Here is a 15642-nt window from a genome sequence, read left to right as displayed (position 1 = left end):
CAGCCGAAGGCTGTGCGAGACCACGAACACCGACGACATCGACATCGCCGCGCCCGCGATCAGCGGGTTGAGCAGTCCGGCGACAGCCAGCGGCAGCGCGGCGAGGTTGTAGCCGAACGCCCAGACGAGGTTCCACCGGATGGTGCGGTGCGTGCGCCGCGCCAGCTGTACGGCGTCGGCCACCACGGACAGGTCCTCGCGGCCGAGCACGATGTCGGCGGCCTCGATGGCGGCGTCGGTGCCGTGCCCGATCGCCATGCCCAGGTCGGCCGTGGCCAAGGCGGCCGCGTCGTTGATGCCGTCACCGACGACCGCAACGCTGCGGCCCTCCTGCTGCAGCCGCCGTACGACGTCGACCTTGCCCTCGGGCAGCGTCTCCGCGATCACCTCATCGATGCCGACCTCCGCCCCGACCGCGGCCGCGGTGCGGGAGTTGTCCCCCGTCACCAGCACCGGGTGCAGGCCGAGACCGCGCAGCGCCGCCACCGCGGCCCGGCTGCCGGGGCGCACCTGATCGGCCACGGCGAGCAGGCCCTGCGCGGCCCCGTCCCAGCCGACCAGGACGACGGTGACGCCGCGGGCCTCCAGTTCGGCGCGCTCGGTCTCGAGGACATCGGGCACCGTGAGGCCCTGGTCGGTGAGCAGCCGGGCCCGGCCGAGCACCGCGGTGCGGCCGTCGACCACGCCGCGGGCCCCCAGGCCCGGAAGGGCCTCGAAGTCGGCCACCTCGGGCAGGTCCCCGAGCCGCTGGGTGGCCGCCGCGGTGACCGCCGCAGCGATCGGGTGCTCGGACGCGTGCTCGATGGCCCCGGCCACCGCGAGCAGCTCGTCGGAGCTCACTCCGGGGACGGTTCGCATGTCGACCAGGCGCATCCGGCCCTCGGTCAGGGTGCCGGTCTTGTCGAACACCACCGTGTCGACGCGGCGGGTCGACTCCAGAGCCTGTGGCCCCTTGATGAAAACGCCCAGCTGGGCGCCACGGCCGCTGCCGACCAGCACCGCGGTCGGCGTGGCCAGCCCCAGCGCACACGGGCACGCCACCACCAGCACCGCGACCGCGGCTGTGACCGCCGCGGCCACCGTCCCGTCGAAGACCAGCCAGCCGACGAACGTGACGCCTGCGAGCACCAGGACCGCCGGCACGAAGACGGCCGCGACCCTGTCCGCCAGCCGTTGTGCCGCGGCCTTGCCCTCCTGGGCCCGCTCGACCAGCCGGGTCATCCGGGCGAGTTGGGTGGCGGCCCCGACCCGGGTGGCACGCAGCACCAGCCGGCCCCCGGCGTTGACCGTCCCACCGATCACCTCGTCACCCGGCACGACCTCACGCGGCACCGGCTCGCCGGTGACCATGCTGGTGTCCAGCGCCGAGCGGCCCTCCTCGACGACCGCGTCGGTGGCGACCCGCTCCCCGGGCCGGACGACGAACCGGTCACCGGTCACCAGTTCGGAGATCGGCACCCGGACGGCCGCGCCGTCGCGCAGCACCTCCACGTCCTTCACACCCAGCGCGAGCAGCGCCCGCATGGCCGCGCCGGCGGACCGCTTCGCCCGCGCCTCGAAGTAGCGCCCGGCCAGCAGGAACGTCGTGACGCCCGCGGCGACCTCGAGGTACAACGCGTGGTCACCGCCGTTGAGCACGGACAACCCGTGTCCCAGCCCGGGCGCGAGCTGGCCCCCCTTGACCATGACCCAGAGCGACCACAGCGAGGCGGTCAGCACCCCGACCGACACCAGCGTGTCCATCGAGGAGGTGCGGTGGCGCAGACCGTTGAGCGCGGCCCGGTGGAACGGCCACGCGCACCAGGCCACCACCGGGGCGGCCAACACCAGGCACACCCATTGCCAGCCGGGGAAACGCAGCTCCGGGAACAGCGACAGGGCCAGCGACAGGTCGCACACCGGCACCGCCAGCACGGCCGCGACCGCCAGCCTGCGACGCAGGTCGGCGATCCGGTCGTCGTGGTCGACGTCGTCCTCGGCGTCGCGCACGTCGTCGACCCGCCGCGCGGTGTAGCCGGCCCGCTCCACCTGGCTGATCAGCAGCCGCGGATCGGTGTCGGCCGGGCACTGCACCCGGGCGCGTTCGGTCGCGTAGTTGACGGTCGCCTGAACGCCGTCGAGCTTGTTCAGCTTGCGCTCGACCCGCGACGCGCAGGCGGCACAGGTCATGCCACCGACAAGGATGTCGTACCTCCGCAACTCCGCAGGGGCTTGCGAGGTGGCAGCGGTGGTCGTCGGAATCGCCTCCAGGTCGTTTTCTCGGCACGTCAGCCGTGGGGATCGGGTCGGTCGGACGGTTGGCCCGGCATGGCCGGGCGGCCGTGCAGGGACTTGAGCATCGCGTTGTAGGCATCCAGTGCGCGCTGGTCCTGGTCGACATCGCCGGCGTTCTCGTCGGCTCCGCCGGGCCCGAGCAAGGCCCGCCGGCGGGCGCCCTCCAGCCAGGAGCCCAGGCCCTGCTGGTCCTGATCCGCCAGCCCCCACTGCAGGCCCACCGCGATCATCAGCAGCATCATCAGCCCGTCCCCGCCGAACCACATGACCGCGCCGGCGACGCCCTGGTCGGGTACCGCGCCGGGCCCCCACCCCGGGTGCGCTGCCGCGTAGGCCGGCGCGAGGGGCGTGCTGGTCAGCATCAGCGCCACCCCCGCCAGCGTGTCGACGCCCATGGCCGCCACGAGAAGGACGAACCGCAGCAGGAAGGGTAGCGACCAGGGGCCGGCCTCGGAGCCGACCAGCGGCAGGAAGAACAGGTACCCGCTCAGCAGGTACAGCGCCGTCTCCAGGGCGCGCACCGTGTGATCGGTCGCGGCGAGCTGCTGGAAGCCGGTGAGGTGGGTCAGCACCACCACAGCGGCGTAGAACGCCAGGGTGATCGGCGGGAAGGTGAGCACCCGGACGACCCGGGACGCGACGGCCCGTTCGAGGCGGGTCTGCCCGCGCGGGCCGGAGACGGTGCGCAGCAGCCGGATCGGCTGCGCCCAGATCACCAGAACCGGCACCACCATGATCAGCAGCAGGTGCTGGATCATGTGCACCCAGAACAACACGTCCCCGTACACGGCGACCGCGCTGTCGAGGGCGATGACGAGGACTCCCATCGCCGCCAGCCAGGCCGCGACCCTGAGCCACGGCCAGCGGCCGCCCTCCACGATCCGGCCGGCCCGCACGGCGAGCACCAGATAGCCGAACGTGGCGATCACGATCAGGCCGTCGGCGATCGGAGCCTGCGTCCAGGTCGACAACACCGTCGCCGCCCGCGGCGGGACATCGATCATCGCCGACACTCCGGCCAAGCCCTGGGCCCTGGAGCCCACGCACCCCACCCACACCGCGCACGCTGCGGCGCCGGCCCGGCACGGTGTTCGGACGTAACCCGTCCAGCCTCGCCGGGCCGGCCAGCAGCTGCCGCGCGCCGATCCATGCCCATATCCCAACAGTCTGCCCCGTGCCCCCGATGGTTCCCGGGGCAGCGGGTCGTCATCCAGCTGCGGACTCGTTCCGGGCCTGGTCGGCGGCGGTGTCCCGGCGTTGCTCGATGCGTCCGTGGCGCCGGACGAGGACGGCTGCGACCCAGATGGCGACGAGCCTGCCGACGATGACATCTCGCCGATTCCGGCCGCTACCCCTTGTCTCCTCGGTTCCCGGACACGATCGCCGCGACCACTGGCGCATTCCAGGGGCGCGGAGGATGGTTGCCCTTGGTCGACGGTGAGGAGCAGACCAGTGACCGAGACTCTGCAGGTCATCGACAGCGCCGGAGCCGGACCGGTCCCGGCCCACGCCGAACTCGCCACGGTGCTCGACGCTCTCAGAGAGTGCGAGCAGGCCGCGAACGCCTGTGCGATGGCCATGGTCGAGGTCGGCGGCATGGTGACGGAGGTGCGCCGAGACCTCGACTGCGCGGACATGTGCGACGCGACCGAACACGTCCTGTCCCGAGGCCCGGCGACCGACCTGAACATCGTCGGATCCGTCGTGCACGCCTGTGCGCTGGCCTGCCAGGCCAGCGCCGCGGCCTGCGGGCCACACGCCGCTCAGTACGAGCACTGCCGCCTGCACTCCGAGAGCGCCAAGCGGTGCGCCGAGGCCCTCCAGCGGCTGGAGAAATCCCTCAGATCCTGAGCCGGGTCCCGGCACAGCGGCGGCATCCCTGCTACCAGGCGTCGGCCGAGCGAACGGTGAGCACGTGCACCTGTCGCTCTCCGCGGAATCCGTCGCGGCCGTGCAGGAAGCGGTAGTTGTCCATGGCGAGCAGTTCGCCGGCCTCGAGGCGGAACCGGGGCGCGCACTCGGCTGCGGTGGCGAGCACGTCGGAGTACTCGTCGAGCAGCGCGGCGTGGGAGTCCCTGCGCGGCTCACGGGGCACGGGCGCGGCGTAGTCGCTGGCGCGCACCACACGCCGGCCGGCGCGGGTGTGCTCGACGAGACGGCGGACCAGCGGGGTCGCCGGCACCCCGCGGGGCGGGTCGGCCCAGCTGCCGAAGTAGTCCACGTCGCAGCCGGTCAGGAAGGCGTGCAGCTCCGGCCGCGCGGTGCGCAGCGTCTCCACGAGTGCGTACCCGTCGACGAGGACGGAGTCTCCGCCGGAGGGCGCCGGTGCGGTGCACAGCAGGAACAGATAGTCCTCGTCCGGGTCGCGCAGCCGGGTGAGCCGCCCGTGCACGTCGACGACGACGTTGGCGCCGTCGGAGTGCAGCCCCAGCGGACCGGAGTCCACACCGCCCTGCGGCCGGATCGGGAAGACCTGCCGCAACCGGCCGCCGAGCGTCGCGGCGGCCGCGGTGACGAGGTTCTCGGGGTCGGCGGAGCGGCCGGTGAGGATCGCGACGCCGTCCCGGTCCAGTACCGCCCGGGCGTCGGCGTCCGCGACCCGGGCCGGGACCACCCCGACCGCGCCGAGGACATCTTTCAGCTCCGGCCGGACCGTTCCCGTCCGCCGCCCGTTCCCGTCGGTCGCCGCCATCGCCGCCCTCATCTGTCGCCAGTCAGTAGCAACTGCAGATTATTCGCTACTCCAGCGCCGTTCCAGGGCCCGCCCCAGCAGGGTGACGAACAGGGCGACGCCCACCACTGCCGCGCCCGGGGCCAGGACCAGCGTCGGTGCGACGAACAGGTAGGTCCGGCCCTCGGCGAGCATGGCGCCCCACTCCGGGGTCGGCGGCTGCGCACCGAGGCCGAGGAACGACAGGCCCGCGATCGACAGCAGCACGTTCGCGAAGCGCAGGCAGGCGTGCGCGGTGAGCGGCCGGGCGGCGTTGGGCAGGATGTGCCGGAACGCGATACGGGCCCGGCCGGCCCCGATCGCCACCGCCCCCTCCACGTACTCCCGGGCCGCCTCCCGCACCGTCAGCTGGTAGGCCAGCCGGGCGAAGGGCGTCCAGCCTGTGATGATCACTGCGAGCAGCAGCGCGCCCGGTCCCGGCTGCAGGATCGTCGCGAGGACGAGCCCCAGCACGATGGAGGGGACGGCGATGAGCACGTCGATCGTCCGCTGCAGCGCCTGCGCGACCGCACCGCCGGCGTACCCGGCGAGCAGGCCGGTACCTGTTCCCAGCAGCGCGCACACCACCACCGCGACCAGCGTGAACCCGACGGAGAACCGGGTGCCGGCCGCGAGCCGGGCGAAGACGTCGCGCCCGAGGTGGTCGGTCCCGAGCGGGTGCGCGAAGGACGGGCCGGCGAATCGGTGGGCCAGGTCGGTGCCGACCGCGTCCAGCGGCAGCAGGGCCGCCACCAGCAGCAACACCGTGACGGCGAGCGCAGCGACGTTCGCGATCCGGCGCCGGTTCACGACACCGCCGCCGACCGCGCCAGCGGGTCGGTCGCGAGCTGGATCATGTCCGCGGCGATGCCGGCCAGCACCGCGATCACCACCACGACGAGCAGCCCGGCCTGGATCACCGGCAGGTCCTGGGCGATCACGGCGTCGTAGAGCAACCGGCCCAGCCCCGGCACCGCGAACACCACCTCGACGACGACGGCCCCGCTCAGCAGGCCGGCGAAGAACATCCCGGACAACGACGTCACCGAGGCGAGCGCCAGCCGCGCGCCGTGCCGCCACAGCACGGTGCGTTCGCGCAGACCCTTGGCGCGGGCCACCGCGACGTGCGGACGGGCCAGCGCGTCGCGGGTCTCGGCGCGGGCGAGCTGCGCGGCCAGCGCCGCCGGGAACGCCGCCAGGGTGACCGCCGGCAGCACCACATGCGCCGGCCCGCCCCAGCCGGTCGCCGGCAGCACCGGGACGGCGATCGCGAAGACCAGTACCAGGACCGGGGCGAGGATGAACTCCGGCACCGCGACCCCGAGCACGGCGATCCCCGTGACCGTCCGGTCCAGCAGGCCGCCGGGCCGCCGGGCGGCCTGCACGCCGGCCGGGATGCCGACAGCCGCGGCGATGGCCAGAGCCGCCGCGGCGAGCACGGCCGACACTCCGAGCGCCGAGGCGAGCGGCGGCAGCACCGGGGTGCGGGTGGCGAACGACAGGCCGAGGTCCCCGGTCAGCGCCTTGCCCAGCCAGCGCAGGAACTGCTCGGGCAGCGAGGCGTCGAGCCCCAGCTCGCGGGTCACCCGGGCGGCCACCTCGGGGTCGGGCACCGCCTCGGCGACCCGGCTGCGCAGCACCGCGCGGGTGGTGTCGATGCCGGCCATCCGCGGCAGCAGGAAGATCAGCGCCGCGGCCGCCAGGACGACGGCGGGCAGCGGCGACAGTCGCCGGAGCAGGATCGCGGCCACGACTACCGCGCCGGATCCACGAGCGGCTCCTCGCTCACCCGGTCTTCGCCAGCTGGGCGGTGACGAGCCGCTTGCCGTCGGGGTCGGCCCGGAAGCCGATGACGTTGCGGGCGGCCGCGTTCTCCTGCGAGTGCACCAGCGGGACGCCTGTCGCGTCGGCGACGAGCCTGGCCGCGGCGGCGCGGAAGATCTTCTGGCGGGCGGCGGTGTCCGAGGCCCCCGGTAGCCCGGCGACGATCCCGTCGAACTGCGGTGAGCAGTACCGGTCCAGGTTGTAGGAGCCCGCGCAGGTGTAGTCGCTGGACAGCACCCCGGCCGCGTCCGGGACATCGGTGAGGTAGCTGCGCGAGAGGATGAACAGGTCGTAGCGCCCGCCGAGGACCTCCGCCTCCTGGGTGCTGTAGTCCGCGACCCGGATCTGCGTGTCGATGCCCGCAGCCTTGAGCATCGCCTGGACCGCGGTGGCGAGCACCGGCAGCTCGGGGCGGTTCGGGTAGGTCCACAGCCGCACCGACAGCGGGTTGTCCGGGCCGTACCCCGACTGCGCGAGCAGGGCCCGGGCAGCCGCGACGTCCGGTGGCGCGGGCGGCTCGGCCGAGCCCCACGGCACCGCCGGGCCGAACAGTTCGGACGCCGCAACCGCGGCGCCGGCGAGCGCCTGCTCGGCCAGCGCGGTCCGGTCGATCGCCTTCTGCACGGCCTGCCGAACCCGGATGTCGGAGAACGGCGCGGCCGACTGGTTCATGAACAGCGAGACGGTCCGCGGCGCAGGCACGGTCTGCACGTCGACGCCCGGCGTCCCGGAGAGCTCCAGCACGGCCGGCTCGGGCAGACCCTGGGCGATGTCGACATCGCCTGCCCGGAAGGACAGGGCGCGGGCGGACGGATCGGGGACGAACGTGCCGATGACCTTCGCCAGCGCCGGCCGCCCGCCCCAGTACGCGTCGTTGCGCTCCAGGGTGACGCTCTGGGTGCCGTCGGTGGCGGTCAGGCGCATCGGCCCGGTGCCCGTGCCGAGCACCTGGGGCGGCCCGGATCCGGTGTAGGCGGCGGGCGCGAGGATCGCCGTGTTCGGGCTGGTCAGCCGCAGCGGCAGGATCGGATCGGGCTTCGCGGTGGTGATCCGGACCGCGGCGGCTCCGTCGGCCGCCATGATCAGGCCGGTGCCCTTGAGCGCTCGCGGCGGCGCCGCGACGCCGGTGACCCACCTGAGCGCGGTGACGACCGCGGCAGCGTCCACGGCACTGCCGTCGTGGAACCTGACGCCCGGCCGGAGCTCGAACCGCCAGGTGAGCGGGTCCACCCGGGCCCACGAGGCGGCCAGCGCCGGCTCGGCGGTCCCGTCCGGCCCGGCCACCACGAGCGTCTCCGCACTGCCGATCTGGGACAGCACGAACGCGTCGTCGGTGTCGAGCGCGTACCCCGACCGCGGCGCGAACTGGAACGCGATGCGCAGTTCGCCGTCGGGCACGGCCACGCCGGAGGGCGCCGGGCCGGCCGACGAGCAAGCCGCCAGCGTGGTGAGCAGGGCGCACAGCAGAGCCGCGCCGAGACGGGGCCGGCGGCGGGCTGGTGAGGCCGCGGGGGCAGTCGGGGTGGACATCGAGCACCTCTTCCGGAGGAGCCCGGCGGGGACCGGGCGCGGCGGGACGTACAGGCACCCCCGTCGCGGTGGTCGGGGCCTCGCTCGGATCATCTGTTCATCGGAACAATGTGTCAATCCTCCCATGGGCACCGAGAGCACCGCGGAGCGGACATCGGGGGCAGTCCGGCACCGATGTACTGCAGGTGCTAGTAATGGGCAGCAATGAGCCTGGAACCGGCGTGACGGCCATCTCGGGCGCGGTGCGCCGGCTGCGGCTGCTCGGCGACTTCAGGCGGCTGCCGACCGTGATGCGCCTGCTGGTGCTGACCCAGCTCGCCTTCAACGTCGGCTTCTACATGGTGCTGCCGTACCTCGCGGCGCACCTGGTGGACGACCTCGCGCTCGGCGGCGGTGTCGTCGGTCTCGTGCTCGGCCTGCGCACGTTCAGCCAGCAGGGGCTGTTCGTCGTCGGCGGTGCGCTGGCCGACCGGCTCGGGGCCAAACCGGTGATCCTCGCCGGCTGCCTGCTGCGGGTGCTCGGGTTCGTGCTGCTGGGCACGGCGGGCGGTCTACCGGGGGTGCTCGCCGGGGCGATGCTGACCGGGTTCGCGGCGGCGCTGTTCTCGCCGGCGGTCGAGTCGTCGCTGGCCCGCGAGGCCGGCGAGCAGCAGCAGATCGGAGGACCGGCGCGCGCCGACGTGTTCGCGATGTTCGCCGTGAGCGGGCAGATCGGCTCGGTCGCCGGGCCGCTCATCGGGACGGCGCTACTGCTCATGGACTTCCGGCTGGCCTGCCTCGCCGCTGCGGGCGCATTCGTCCTCATCGGACTGGCGCACGCCCGGTGGCTGCCGCGGCGGGCGGCCCCGGACGCGGGCGAGCCGATGCTCGCGGGTTGGTCGGAGGTGTTCGGGAACCGGCGGTTCCTCGCCTTCGCCGCGGGCTACTCGGGCTACCTGCTCTGCTACAACCAGCTCTACCTCGCACTGCCTGCCGAGCTGCGGCGCGCGACCGGGAGCCAGGCGGCGCTGGGCTGGTTGTTCGTCGTGGCGTCGGTGATGGTCATCGTCGGTCAACTGCCCGCGACCCGGTGGGCGCGCCGGATCGGCGGCGGCCACGCGATCGTGCTCGGCTTCGGATTGATGGCCGCGGCCTTCCTGCTCGTCGCCCTCGCCGTCGTGCTGCCACCGGTGTCGGGCACCGCCGCGCTGTGGCCGGCGGCGGGCCTCGTCGTGCTTCTCACCGGGGGTCAGATGCTGGCCGTACCGATCGCGCAGGACCTCGTTCCGCGGCTGGCGGGCGAGCGGCGGCTGGGGGCGCACTTCGGGGTGCTGTCCTCGGCAGGCGGGCTGGCCGTCCTCGTCGGGAGCACCGCGGTCGGGGTCCTCCTGGACCCCACGGTCGCCGCGCCGGTCGTCCCCTGGCTGGTGCTTGCGGTCGTACCGACGGCGAGCGCGGTCGTGATCGGGATGCTTGCGCGACGCGGCGTGCTCTGAGGGCCGTCGCATTGATGCGGGCGCCTCGTCCGGCGATTCGATCAATTCGCTGATGTGGTGCGCCCGAAGGGATTCGAACCCCTAACCTTCTGATCCGTAGTCAGATGCTCTATCCGTTGAGCTACGGGCGCGTCGATCTTCAGTTGTACCACCTGCCGCAGTCGACCCGGGAGTCGGCCACGCCAGCGCGGAGGCTCCGGGATTTGAACCCGGGATGGGGGGTGACCCCAAACCGCATTAGCAGTGCGGCGCCATAGACCAGACTAGGCGAAGCCTCCCGGGGCCTCTCGGCCGCCAGCAGGGGCAAGAGTACACATGCCCTGGGGCGGGGTTCAAAGGCCCCCACCCCAGGGTGGTGATCAGCGCGTTCCGGCCAGGTCGAGGAAGGGGGCCAGGGCGTCGGGGTTCTGCAGGGCACCCCTGCTCACAGCCTTGTCCGGGGCGACGCCGGCGAGGATCTTCTTCACCGGCACCTCGCACTTCTTGCCGTTGAGTGTGCGCGGGATCGCATCGACGAGGACGAAGCGGTCCGGGACGTGCCGCGGGGACAGCTCCGAGCGCAGCGCCTTGCGCAGCCGCGGTTCGAGCTCGTCGAGGGACGCGCCGGGCGCCAGCACCAGGAAGCACAGCAGCGCCCCCTCGTCCTTGGCGCCGAGCTCGGTGGTGTCGATCACCAGCGAGTCGGAGATCTCCTCGAACCCCTCGACCACGGCATAGAAGTCCGCGGTGCCCATCCGGACCCCGCCACGGTTGAGCGTGGAGTCGCTGCGCCCGTAGATCACGTACGAGCCGCGCGGGGTCAGTCGCACCCAGTCCCCGTGCCGCCACACCCCGGGGAACTCGGAGAAGTAGGCCTCCCGCAGCCGGGTGCCGTCCGGGTCGTTCCAGAACATCACCGGCATCGACGGCATCGGCTTGGTGATCACCAGTTCGCCGACCTCGTCGAGCAGTTCCTGCCCCTTCTCGTCGTAGGCCACCACCGCCGCGCCCAGCGCCGCACAGGAGATCTCCCCCAGCCACACCGGCACCGTCGGCGCGGACCCGACGAACGCCGCGCACACGTCGGTGCCCCCGGAGACCGAGCAGATCTGCACGTCCTCGCCGACCGCGTCGCCGATCCAGCGGAACCCCTCCGCCGACAGCGGCGCCCCGGTCGAGCCGATCGCGCGCAACGCGGACAGGTCGAACTCCTCGCGCGGGCGCAGCCCGGCCTTCAAGCAGGCCTGGATGTAGGGCGCCGAGGTGCCCAAGTAGCTGATCCGGTGCCGCTCGGCCAGCCGCCACAGCGCGCCGAGATCGGGATGGCCCGGGTTGCCGTCGAACAGCACGATCGTCGCGCCGACCAGCAGCCCGGAGATGAGGAAGTTCCACATCATCCAGCCGGTGGTGGTGAACCAGAAGAACCGCCCGCCCGGCCCCAGGTCCAGGTGCAGCCGCAGCGCCTTCATGTGTTCGACCACGATGCCGCCGTGCCCGTGCACGATCCCCTTGGGCAGGCCCGTGGTCCCCGAGGAATAGAGCACCCACAGCGGATGGTCGAACGGCACCGGCTCGAACGCCAGCTCCCCCGGCTCGCCGGTGAACTCCGCCCACGGCACCGTCCGGTCGAGGTCCGCGGCCGGGTCCAGGTAGGGCACCAGCACGGTCGCGCGCAGCGTCGGCAGCTGGGCCTGCAACGCGGCGACGGTGGGGCGGATGTCGAAGCGCTTGCCGCCGTAGACATAGCCGTCCACGGCCAGCAGCACCGTCGGCTCGATCTGGGCGAACCGGTCGTGCACCGCGCGGGCCCCGAAGTCCGGCGAGCACGACGACCAGATCGCCCCCAGGCTGGCTGCGGCCAGGAAGGCCACCAGCGTCTCGGGCGAGTTCGGCGCCAGCGCCACCACCCGGTCCCCGCGCCCGACGCCGATCCGCAGCAACCCCGCCCGGGCCCGCCCGACGGCGTCGCGCAGCTCGGCGTGGGTGAGGGTGCGCTCCAGCCCGTCCTCCCGGGCGAACACGACCGCGATGTCGTCGTCCGCGCGGCCCGGAGCGGGCGTCAGCGCGTGCTCGGCGTAGTTGAGCGTCGCCCCCGGGAACCATTGCGCGCCGGGCATCTGCGCCGCCCCCAGCGTCGCGCTGGGGGCGGCGTGGAACCGCACCCCGAGGAACTCCGCCGCCGCCGGCCAGAAACCCTCGACGTCGGTGACCGACCAGGCGTGCAACGCCGCGTAGTCCGGGGCGTCGACCCCGCGGTGCTCCCGCACCCACGCGGTGAACTCGGCCATCGCGCTCGCGGTGTCGGGGTCGGGGGTCCAGAGGACGTCGGGGGTCTCGGTGTCAACGCCAGCCATGCCGGTCAGCATGGCTGGCGCGGGCGCCGCTGGCCAGGCCCGGACCCAGAGGCCGGTTGGCCGGGCCGGGGTCAGCGCAGGTGCGAGTCGAACCAGTTCAGGGTGCGCTGCCAGGCGTCGGCGGCGGCGTCGGGATCGGCGTCGAACCGATAGCCGGACCGCGGGTAGACGACGAGGTTCGTCGCGACCTCGGAGGCCGCCGCCGCGTCGCGCAGCTGCTCGAGCTCGGGGTTGACCTCGCCGTCGGCGGGCTCGCCGTAGATGCCCAGCCACGGACACGTCAGCCCGGGTGCGGCGTCGAGCAGCGACGGCAGGCCGCCGGACAGCGGCGTGGCGATCCCGCCGCCGGCCACGGTGACCGCGGCGCCCAGCGTGCGCTTGGCCGCGACGAGCAGGGCCACCGAACCGCCGAGGTCGAAGCCGACCACGCCCATCCGGTCGGTGGTGATCTCGTGGTCGGCCAGCCAGCCGAACGCGGTGTCGGTGTCGGCCATCACCTGCTCGCCGTCGAGCCGGTTGACCTGGTCCTGCACCTGCTGCTCGGTGTCGGCCGGGTCGAGCTCGTCGGCGCCGTCGCGGTGATAGAGGTGCGGGGCGACGGCCAGCCAGCCGTCGCCGGCGATGCTCGCCACCAAACCGCGGACGTTGTCCGTGACGCCGCGCGCCTCGTGCAACACGACGATGCCGCCGCGGACGGACCCGTCCGGTTCCGCCACGGTCAGGCGCAGTTCACTCCCGTCGACCAGGGGGACGGTCTCGGTCCGGATCTCCGTCATGCGACCAGCGTCGCACGGACGTCCGGGCTGCACAGCGCCGGTCTACGGTGAGCCCCATGACCCTGATCCGCGCCGATCTCGACAGCCTGCCCGCGTACGTACCGGGCCGCGCCGTCCCCGGGTCGATCAAGCTGGCCAGCAACGAGGTTCCGCTGCCTCCGCCACCCGCCGTGCTCGCCGCGATCGCCGAGGCCGCGGCCGGTGCCAACCGCTACCCCGACCTGGCGGTCTCCGCGCTGACCGACCGGCTGGCCAAGGAGCTCGACGTGGCGCCCGAGCGGATCGCCGTGGGCTGCGGCTCGGTCAGCCTCTGCCAGCAACTCGTGCAGATCACCTGCCGGGAGACCAGCGACGAGGTGGTCTTCGCCTGGCGTTCGTTCGAGGCGTACCCGATCGTGACCCAGATCGGTGCCGCGACGGCCCGCACCGTGCCGCTCACCCCGGACTTCCGGCACGACCTCGACGCGATGGCCGCGGCGGTGAACCCGGCCACCCGGCTGATCCTCCTGTGCAGCCCGAACAACCCCACCGGCACCGCGATCACCCGCGACGAGCTCGAGCGGTTCCTGGCCGCCGTCGGACCGGACGTCCTGGTCGCGCTCGACGAGGCGTACTTCGAGTACGTCACCGATCCCGACGTGCCGGACGGTCTGACCCTGCTCGACGCGCACCCCAACCTCGTCGTGCTGCGGACGTTCTCCAAGGCCTACCGGCTGGCCGGGCTGCGGGTCGGTTATGCGGTCGGCGCCCCGGAGGTCACGCAGGCGCTGCGGAAGGTCTGTTCGCCGTTCAGCGTCAGCTCGGTGGCCCAGGCCGGTGCGATCGCCGCGTTGGACAACGCCGCCGAACTGCTGGCCTCGTGCGCGGAGGTGATGTCCGAGCGGGTCCGGGTGCGCGACGCGCTGCTGGCCGCCGGCTTCACCGTCCCGCCCACGCAGGCCAACTTCGTCTGGCTGGCCCTCGGCGAGCGGTCGAACGCCTTCGCCGCGCACTGCCTGGACCGCAAGGTCGTCGTCCGGCCGTTCTCACCGGACGGGGTACGGGTCACCGTCAGCAGCCCCGAGGAGAACGACGCCCTGCTGGCCGCCGCGACGTCCTTCGCCGGGTAGCGGGGCCGCCACGCGCTATTGCTTGATGCCCCGCTGGGCGTAGTACCTCGAGACGATCGCGACGCCGATGACCGCAACGGCTATCTGCAGGATCAGCTCGATGAAGTTCAGGCCCCGCGTCGGGGCGTGGAACAGGCGCGCGATGAATGTTCCGATGAAAGCTCCCACAATGCCGACGAGAATCGTGAGCCAGATCGGGATATTCTGCTTTCCAGGCAGGATCAATCGAGCCAGCGCGCCGATGATCAGGCCGAATACGAGAGCGGAGATGACCCCGGTAATGGTCATGGACTTCTCCCGACGTCGATCGGGCCACAGCCCGTCGCGGCCCGCTTCGCACCCTGGGTAGCACAGCGCGACGCCTGGCGCACCGGACAGACACGGATGGCGTCGTCGCAGGTAGCGAGCCGTCCCGGAGTGGTCGGCGCGCCATTCTTCAGCACCCGGGTGGCCGCTGCGAACGTCACCGTCCGATCGGTGGAACCGATTCCCCCGAACCGGGAACCGAAGGGCCGAAGCAACTGCTCCGGATGGCGCACATCCGTCACCGCCTCCATACTGTGGGCGTTCTCGGCACCCCGAGTAGGCGAGGGAAACTCATGGGATTTATCGGCTGGATCATCGTCGGGCTCATCGTCGGCGCCCTGGCGAAGGCAATCATGCCCGGCAAGGACCCCGGCGGAATCATCGTGACGATGCTGATCGGCATCGTCGGCGGGCTGCTGGGAGGCTTCATCAGCTCGAAGGCCTTCGGCATCAGCACCGGCGGCTTCTTCGATCTCCGGACCTGGCTGATCAGCCTCATCGGCGCGATCGTGTTGCTGGCGATCTACCGGGTGGTGGCCGGGCGCCGGGCCGCGTCGCGGAGCTGACGCACCGCGGCGGCGCGGCGCGATCCTCGCCGGCACCGGGGGCGGCGGCCGATCCGGGCGACCCGGGTCGCCCGCCGCTGCCGCTGCGGGCCGGCTCGCGGGCGCGGATCAGCCCTCGAGCACGTAGCCCTCGCCACGCACGGTCCGGATCCGCTCCGGGCCGATCTTGCGGCGGAGGTAGGAGATGTAGACCTGGACGAGGTTCGCCGACGCCGGTTCGGACCACACCCGCCGGGCCAGCCGCTCGTGCGGCATGACGGCACCGGGCTCGGCCAGCAACGCCATCAACAGCGCGAACTCCGTGGGCGACAGCGAGACGGGCTGGCCGTCCACGCTGACCTCACCGAACTCGGTGTCGACGGTCAGCTCGCCCTGGCGGATCACGGTGTGCGCCGTTGCGAGGCCCAGCCGGAGCCGGAGCCGGATCCGGGCGGCGAGCTCGTCGACCGGGAAAGGGCGCAGCAGGTAGTCGTCGCGGTCACCGCGGAGCAGCCCGAGCAGGGCGCTACGGCGTTCGCGCGGGGTCACCGCGATCACGGGCACGTGGGGTGCCTCGGAGTGCACGGCGGCCAGCACCGCGGCCTGGTCGGGTCCGGGTAGCTCGACGTCGAGCACGAGCAGCGCAGGTCCGCCGGAGCGCACGGCATCGAGCACGCTGATGCCGTCGCTGACCGAGCTGACCCGTACGCCCTCGGCGCGAAGGGTGCGCAGCACGGAGGCGGACGCGGCGGTCGGGGGC

14 protein-coding genes and 2 tRNA genes are annotated in these 15642 nt (G+C 73.0%); 4 read left to right on the top strand and 12 right to left on the bottom strand.

The window, feature by feature from the left end; genetic code table 11:
• Both HF526_RS32580 and HF526_RS32575 read right to left on the bottom strand, forming a co-directional pair.
• A partial coding sequence (locus HF526_RS32580) for a heavy metal translocating P-type ATPase (protein WP_169385505.1) occupies window positions 1-2169 on the bottom strand: 2169 nt, incomplete at its 3' end.
• Window positions 2170-2267: 98 nt separating this feature from the next.
• Entirely contained in the window at window positions 2268-3278 is a 1011-nt protein-coding gene (locus HF526_RS32575; RefSeq protein ID WP_169385504.1) for a cytochrome c oxidase assembly protein, read from the bottom strand.
• Between the two features lie 448 nt (window positions 3279-3726).
• On the opposite strand from HF526_RS32575, the gene HF526_RS32570 reads away from it, so the two are divergent.
• Window positions 3727-4125: a four-helix bundle copper-binding protein gene (locus tag HF526_RS32570; protein WP_169385503.1), complete on the top strand. Its 399-nt coding sequence runs from the start codon at window positions 3727-3729 to the stop codon at window positions 4123-4125.
• A 31-nt stretch (window positions 4126-4156) separates the two neighbouring features.
• Here HF526_RS32570 and HF526_RS32565 read toward each other — a convergent pair whose 3' ends face one another.
• From HF526_RS32565 to HF526_RS32550, 4 genes are read right to left on the bottom strand one after another with little or no spacing between them, the layout of a single operon-like run.
• Entirely contained in the window at window positions 4157-4966 is an 810-nt protein-coding gene (locus tag HF526_RS32565; protein WP_169385502.1) for a TauD/TfdA family dioxygenase, read from the bottom strand.
• Between the two features lie 39 nt (window positions 4967-5005).
• The gene (locus HF526_RS32560) at window positions 5006-5794 is read right to left on the bottom strand and encodes an ABC transporter permease subunit (protein ID WP_169385501.1); all 789 of its coding nucleotides are present in this window, start codon (window positions 5792-5794) and stop codon (window positions 5006-5008) included.
• Window positions 5791-6735, bottom strand: coding sequence for an ABC transporter permease subunit (locus tag HF526_RS32555; RefSeq protein ID WP_169385500.1), 945 nt, complete (start codon window positions 6733-6735; stop codon window positions 5791-5793). The genes HF526_RS32560 and HF526_RS32555 overlap by 4 nt, the downstream gene beginning before the upstream one ends.
• Before the next feature lie 34 nt (window positions 6736-6769).
• A complete protein-coding gene (locus tag HF526_RS32550) occupies window positions 6770-8338 on the bottom strand; it encodes an ABC transporter substrate-binding protein (RefSeq protein ID WP_169385499.1) in 1569 nt (522 codons plus the stop codon).
• Window positions 8339-8559: 221 nt separating this feature from the next.
• Here HF526_RS32550 and HF526_RS32545 point away from each other — a divergent pair, with 221 nt between their 5' ends.
• Complete coding sequence (locus HF526_RS32545; RefSeq protein WP_338051912.1) at window positions 8560-9813, top strand: MFS transporter; 1254 nt, start codon at window positions 8560-8562, stop codon at window positions 9811-9813.
• Between the two features lie 55 nt (window positions 9814-9868).
• On the opposite strand, the gene HF526_RS32540 is transcribed toward HF526_RS32545, so the two are convergent.
• The 4 genes from HF526_RS32540 to HF526_RS32525 all read right to left on the bottom strand — a co-directional run bounded on the left by HF526_RS32540 (window position 9869) and on the right by HF526_RS32525 (window position 12922).
• Window positions 9869-9944: transfer RNA gene (locus HF526_RS32540), tRNA-Arg, on the bottom strand.
• A 57-nt stretch (window positions 9945-10001) separates the two neighbouring features.
• Window positions 10002-10091: transfer RNA gene (locus HF526_RS32535), tRNA-Ser, on the bottom strand.
• Between the two features lie 81 nt (window positions 10092-10172).
• Window positions 10173-12146, bottom strand: a complete 1974-nt coding sequence (locus HF526_RS32530; protein ID WP_239029433.1) for an acetoacetate--CoA ligase — start codon at window positions 12144-12146, stop codon at window positions 10173-10175.
• 71 nt (window positions 12147-12217) lie between these two features.
• Window positions 12218-12922, bottom strand: coding sequence for a dienelactone hydrolase family protein (locus tag HF526_RS32525; protein WP_169385496.1), 705 nt, complete (start codon window positions 12920-12922; stop codon window positions 12218-12220).
• Between the two features lie 56 nt (window positions 12923-12978).
• On the opposite strand from HF526_RS32525, the gene hisC reads away from it, so the two are divergent.
• Window positions 12979-14031, top strand: a complete 1053-nt coding sequence (hisC, locus tag HF526_RS32520) for a histidinol-phosphate transaminase (protein WP_169385495.1) — start codon at window positions 12979-12981, stop codon at window positions 14029-14031.
• Between the two features lie 15 nt (window positions 14032-14046).
• Here the strand turns inward: hisC and HF526_RS32515 are convergent, their stop codons facing one another.
• Window positions 14047-14319, bottom strand: a complete 273-nt coding sequence (locus HF526_RS32515) for a GlsB/YeaQ/YmgE family stress response membrane protein (protein ID WP_169385494.1) — start codon at window positions 14317-14319, stop codon at window positions 14047-14049.
• A 311-nt stretch (window positions 14320-14630) separates the two neighbouring features.
• On the opposite strand from HF526_RS32515, the gene HF526_RS32510 reads away from it, so the two are divergent.
• On the top strand, window positions 14631-14903 hold the full coding sequence (locus tag HF526_RS32510; RefSeq protein WP_169385506.1) for a GlsB/YeaQ/YmgE family stress response membrane protein: 273 nt from the start codon (window positions 14631-14633) through the stop codon (window positions 14901-14903).
• A 108-nt stretch (window positions 14904-15011) separates the two neighbouring features.
• Here the strand turns inward: HF526_RS32510 and HF526_RS32505 are convergent.
• A partial coding sequence (locus HF526_RS32505; RefSeq protein ID WP_169385493.1) for a response regulator transcription factor occupies window positions 15012-15642 on the bottom strand: 631 nt, incomplete at its 5' end.

The organism is Pseudonocardia acidicola (assembly GCF_012911935.1).
GTDB lineage: Bacteria > Actinomycetota > Actinomycetes > Mycobacteriales > Pseudonocardiaceae > Pseudonocardia > Pseudonocardia acidicola.
This window is presented reverse-complemented; position numbering and strand designations above follow the sequence as displayed.

Excerpts from the sequence above, each read along its gene's own strand:
- HF526_RS32515 (WP_169385494.1), bottom strand. The coding sequence starts at position 14,319 with ATGACCATTACCGGGGTCATCTCCGCTCTCGTATTCGGCCTGATCATC.
- HF526_RS32510 (WP_169385506.1), top strand. The coding sequence starts at position 14,631 with ATGGGATTTATCGGCTGGATCATCGTCGGGCTCATCGTCGGCGCCCTG.
- HF526_RS32530 (WP_239029433.1), bottom strand. The coding sequence starts at position 12,146 with ATGGCTGGCGTTGACACCGAGACCCCCGACGTCCTCTGGACCCCCGAC.
- HF526_RS32575 (WP_169385504.1), bottom strand. The coding sequence starts at position 3,278 with ATGATCGATGTCCCGCCGCGGGCGGCGACGGTGTTGTCGACCTGGACG.
- HF526_RS32565 (WP_169385502.1), bottom strand. The coding sequence starts at position 4,966 with ATGGCGGCGACCGACGGGAACGGGCGGCGGACGGGAACGGTCCGGCCG.
- hisC (WP_169385495.1), top strand. The coding sequence starts at position 12,979 with ATGACCCTGATCCGCGCCGATCTCGACAGCCTGCCCGCGTACGTACCG.
- HF526_RS32550 (WP_169385499.1), bottom strand. The coding sequence starts at position 8,338 with ATGTCCACCCCGACTGCCCCCGCGGCCTCACCAGCCCGCCGCCGGCCC.
- HF526_RS32525 (WP_169385496.1), bottom strand. The coding sequence starts at position 12,922 with ATGACGGAGATCCGGACCGAGACCGTCCCCCTGGTCGACGGGAGTGAA.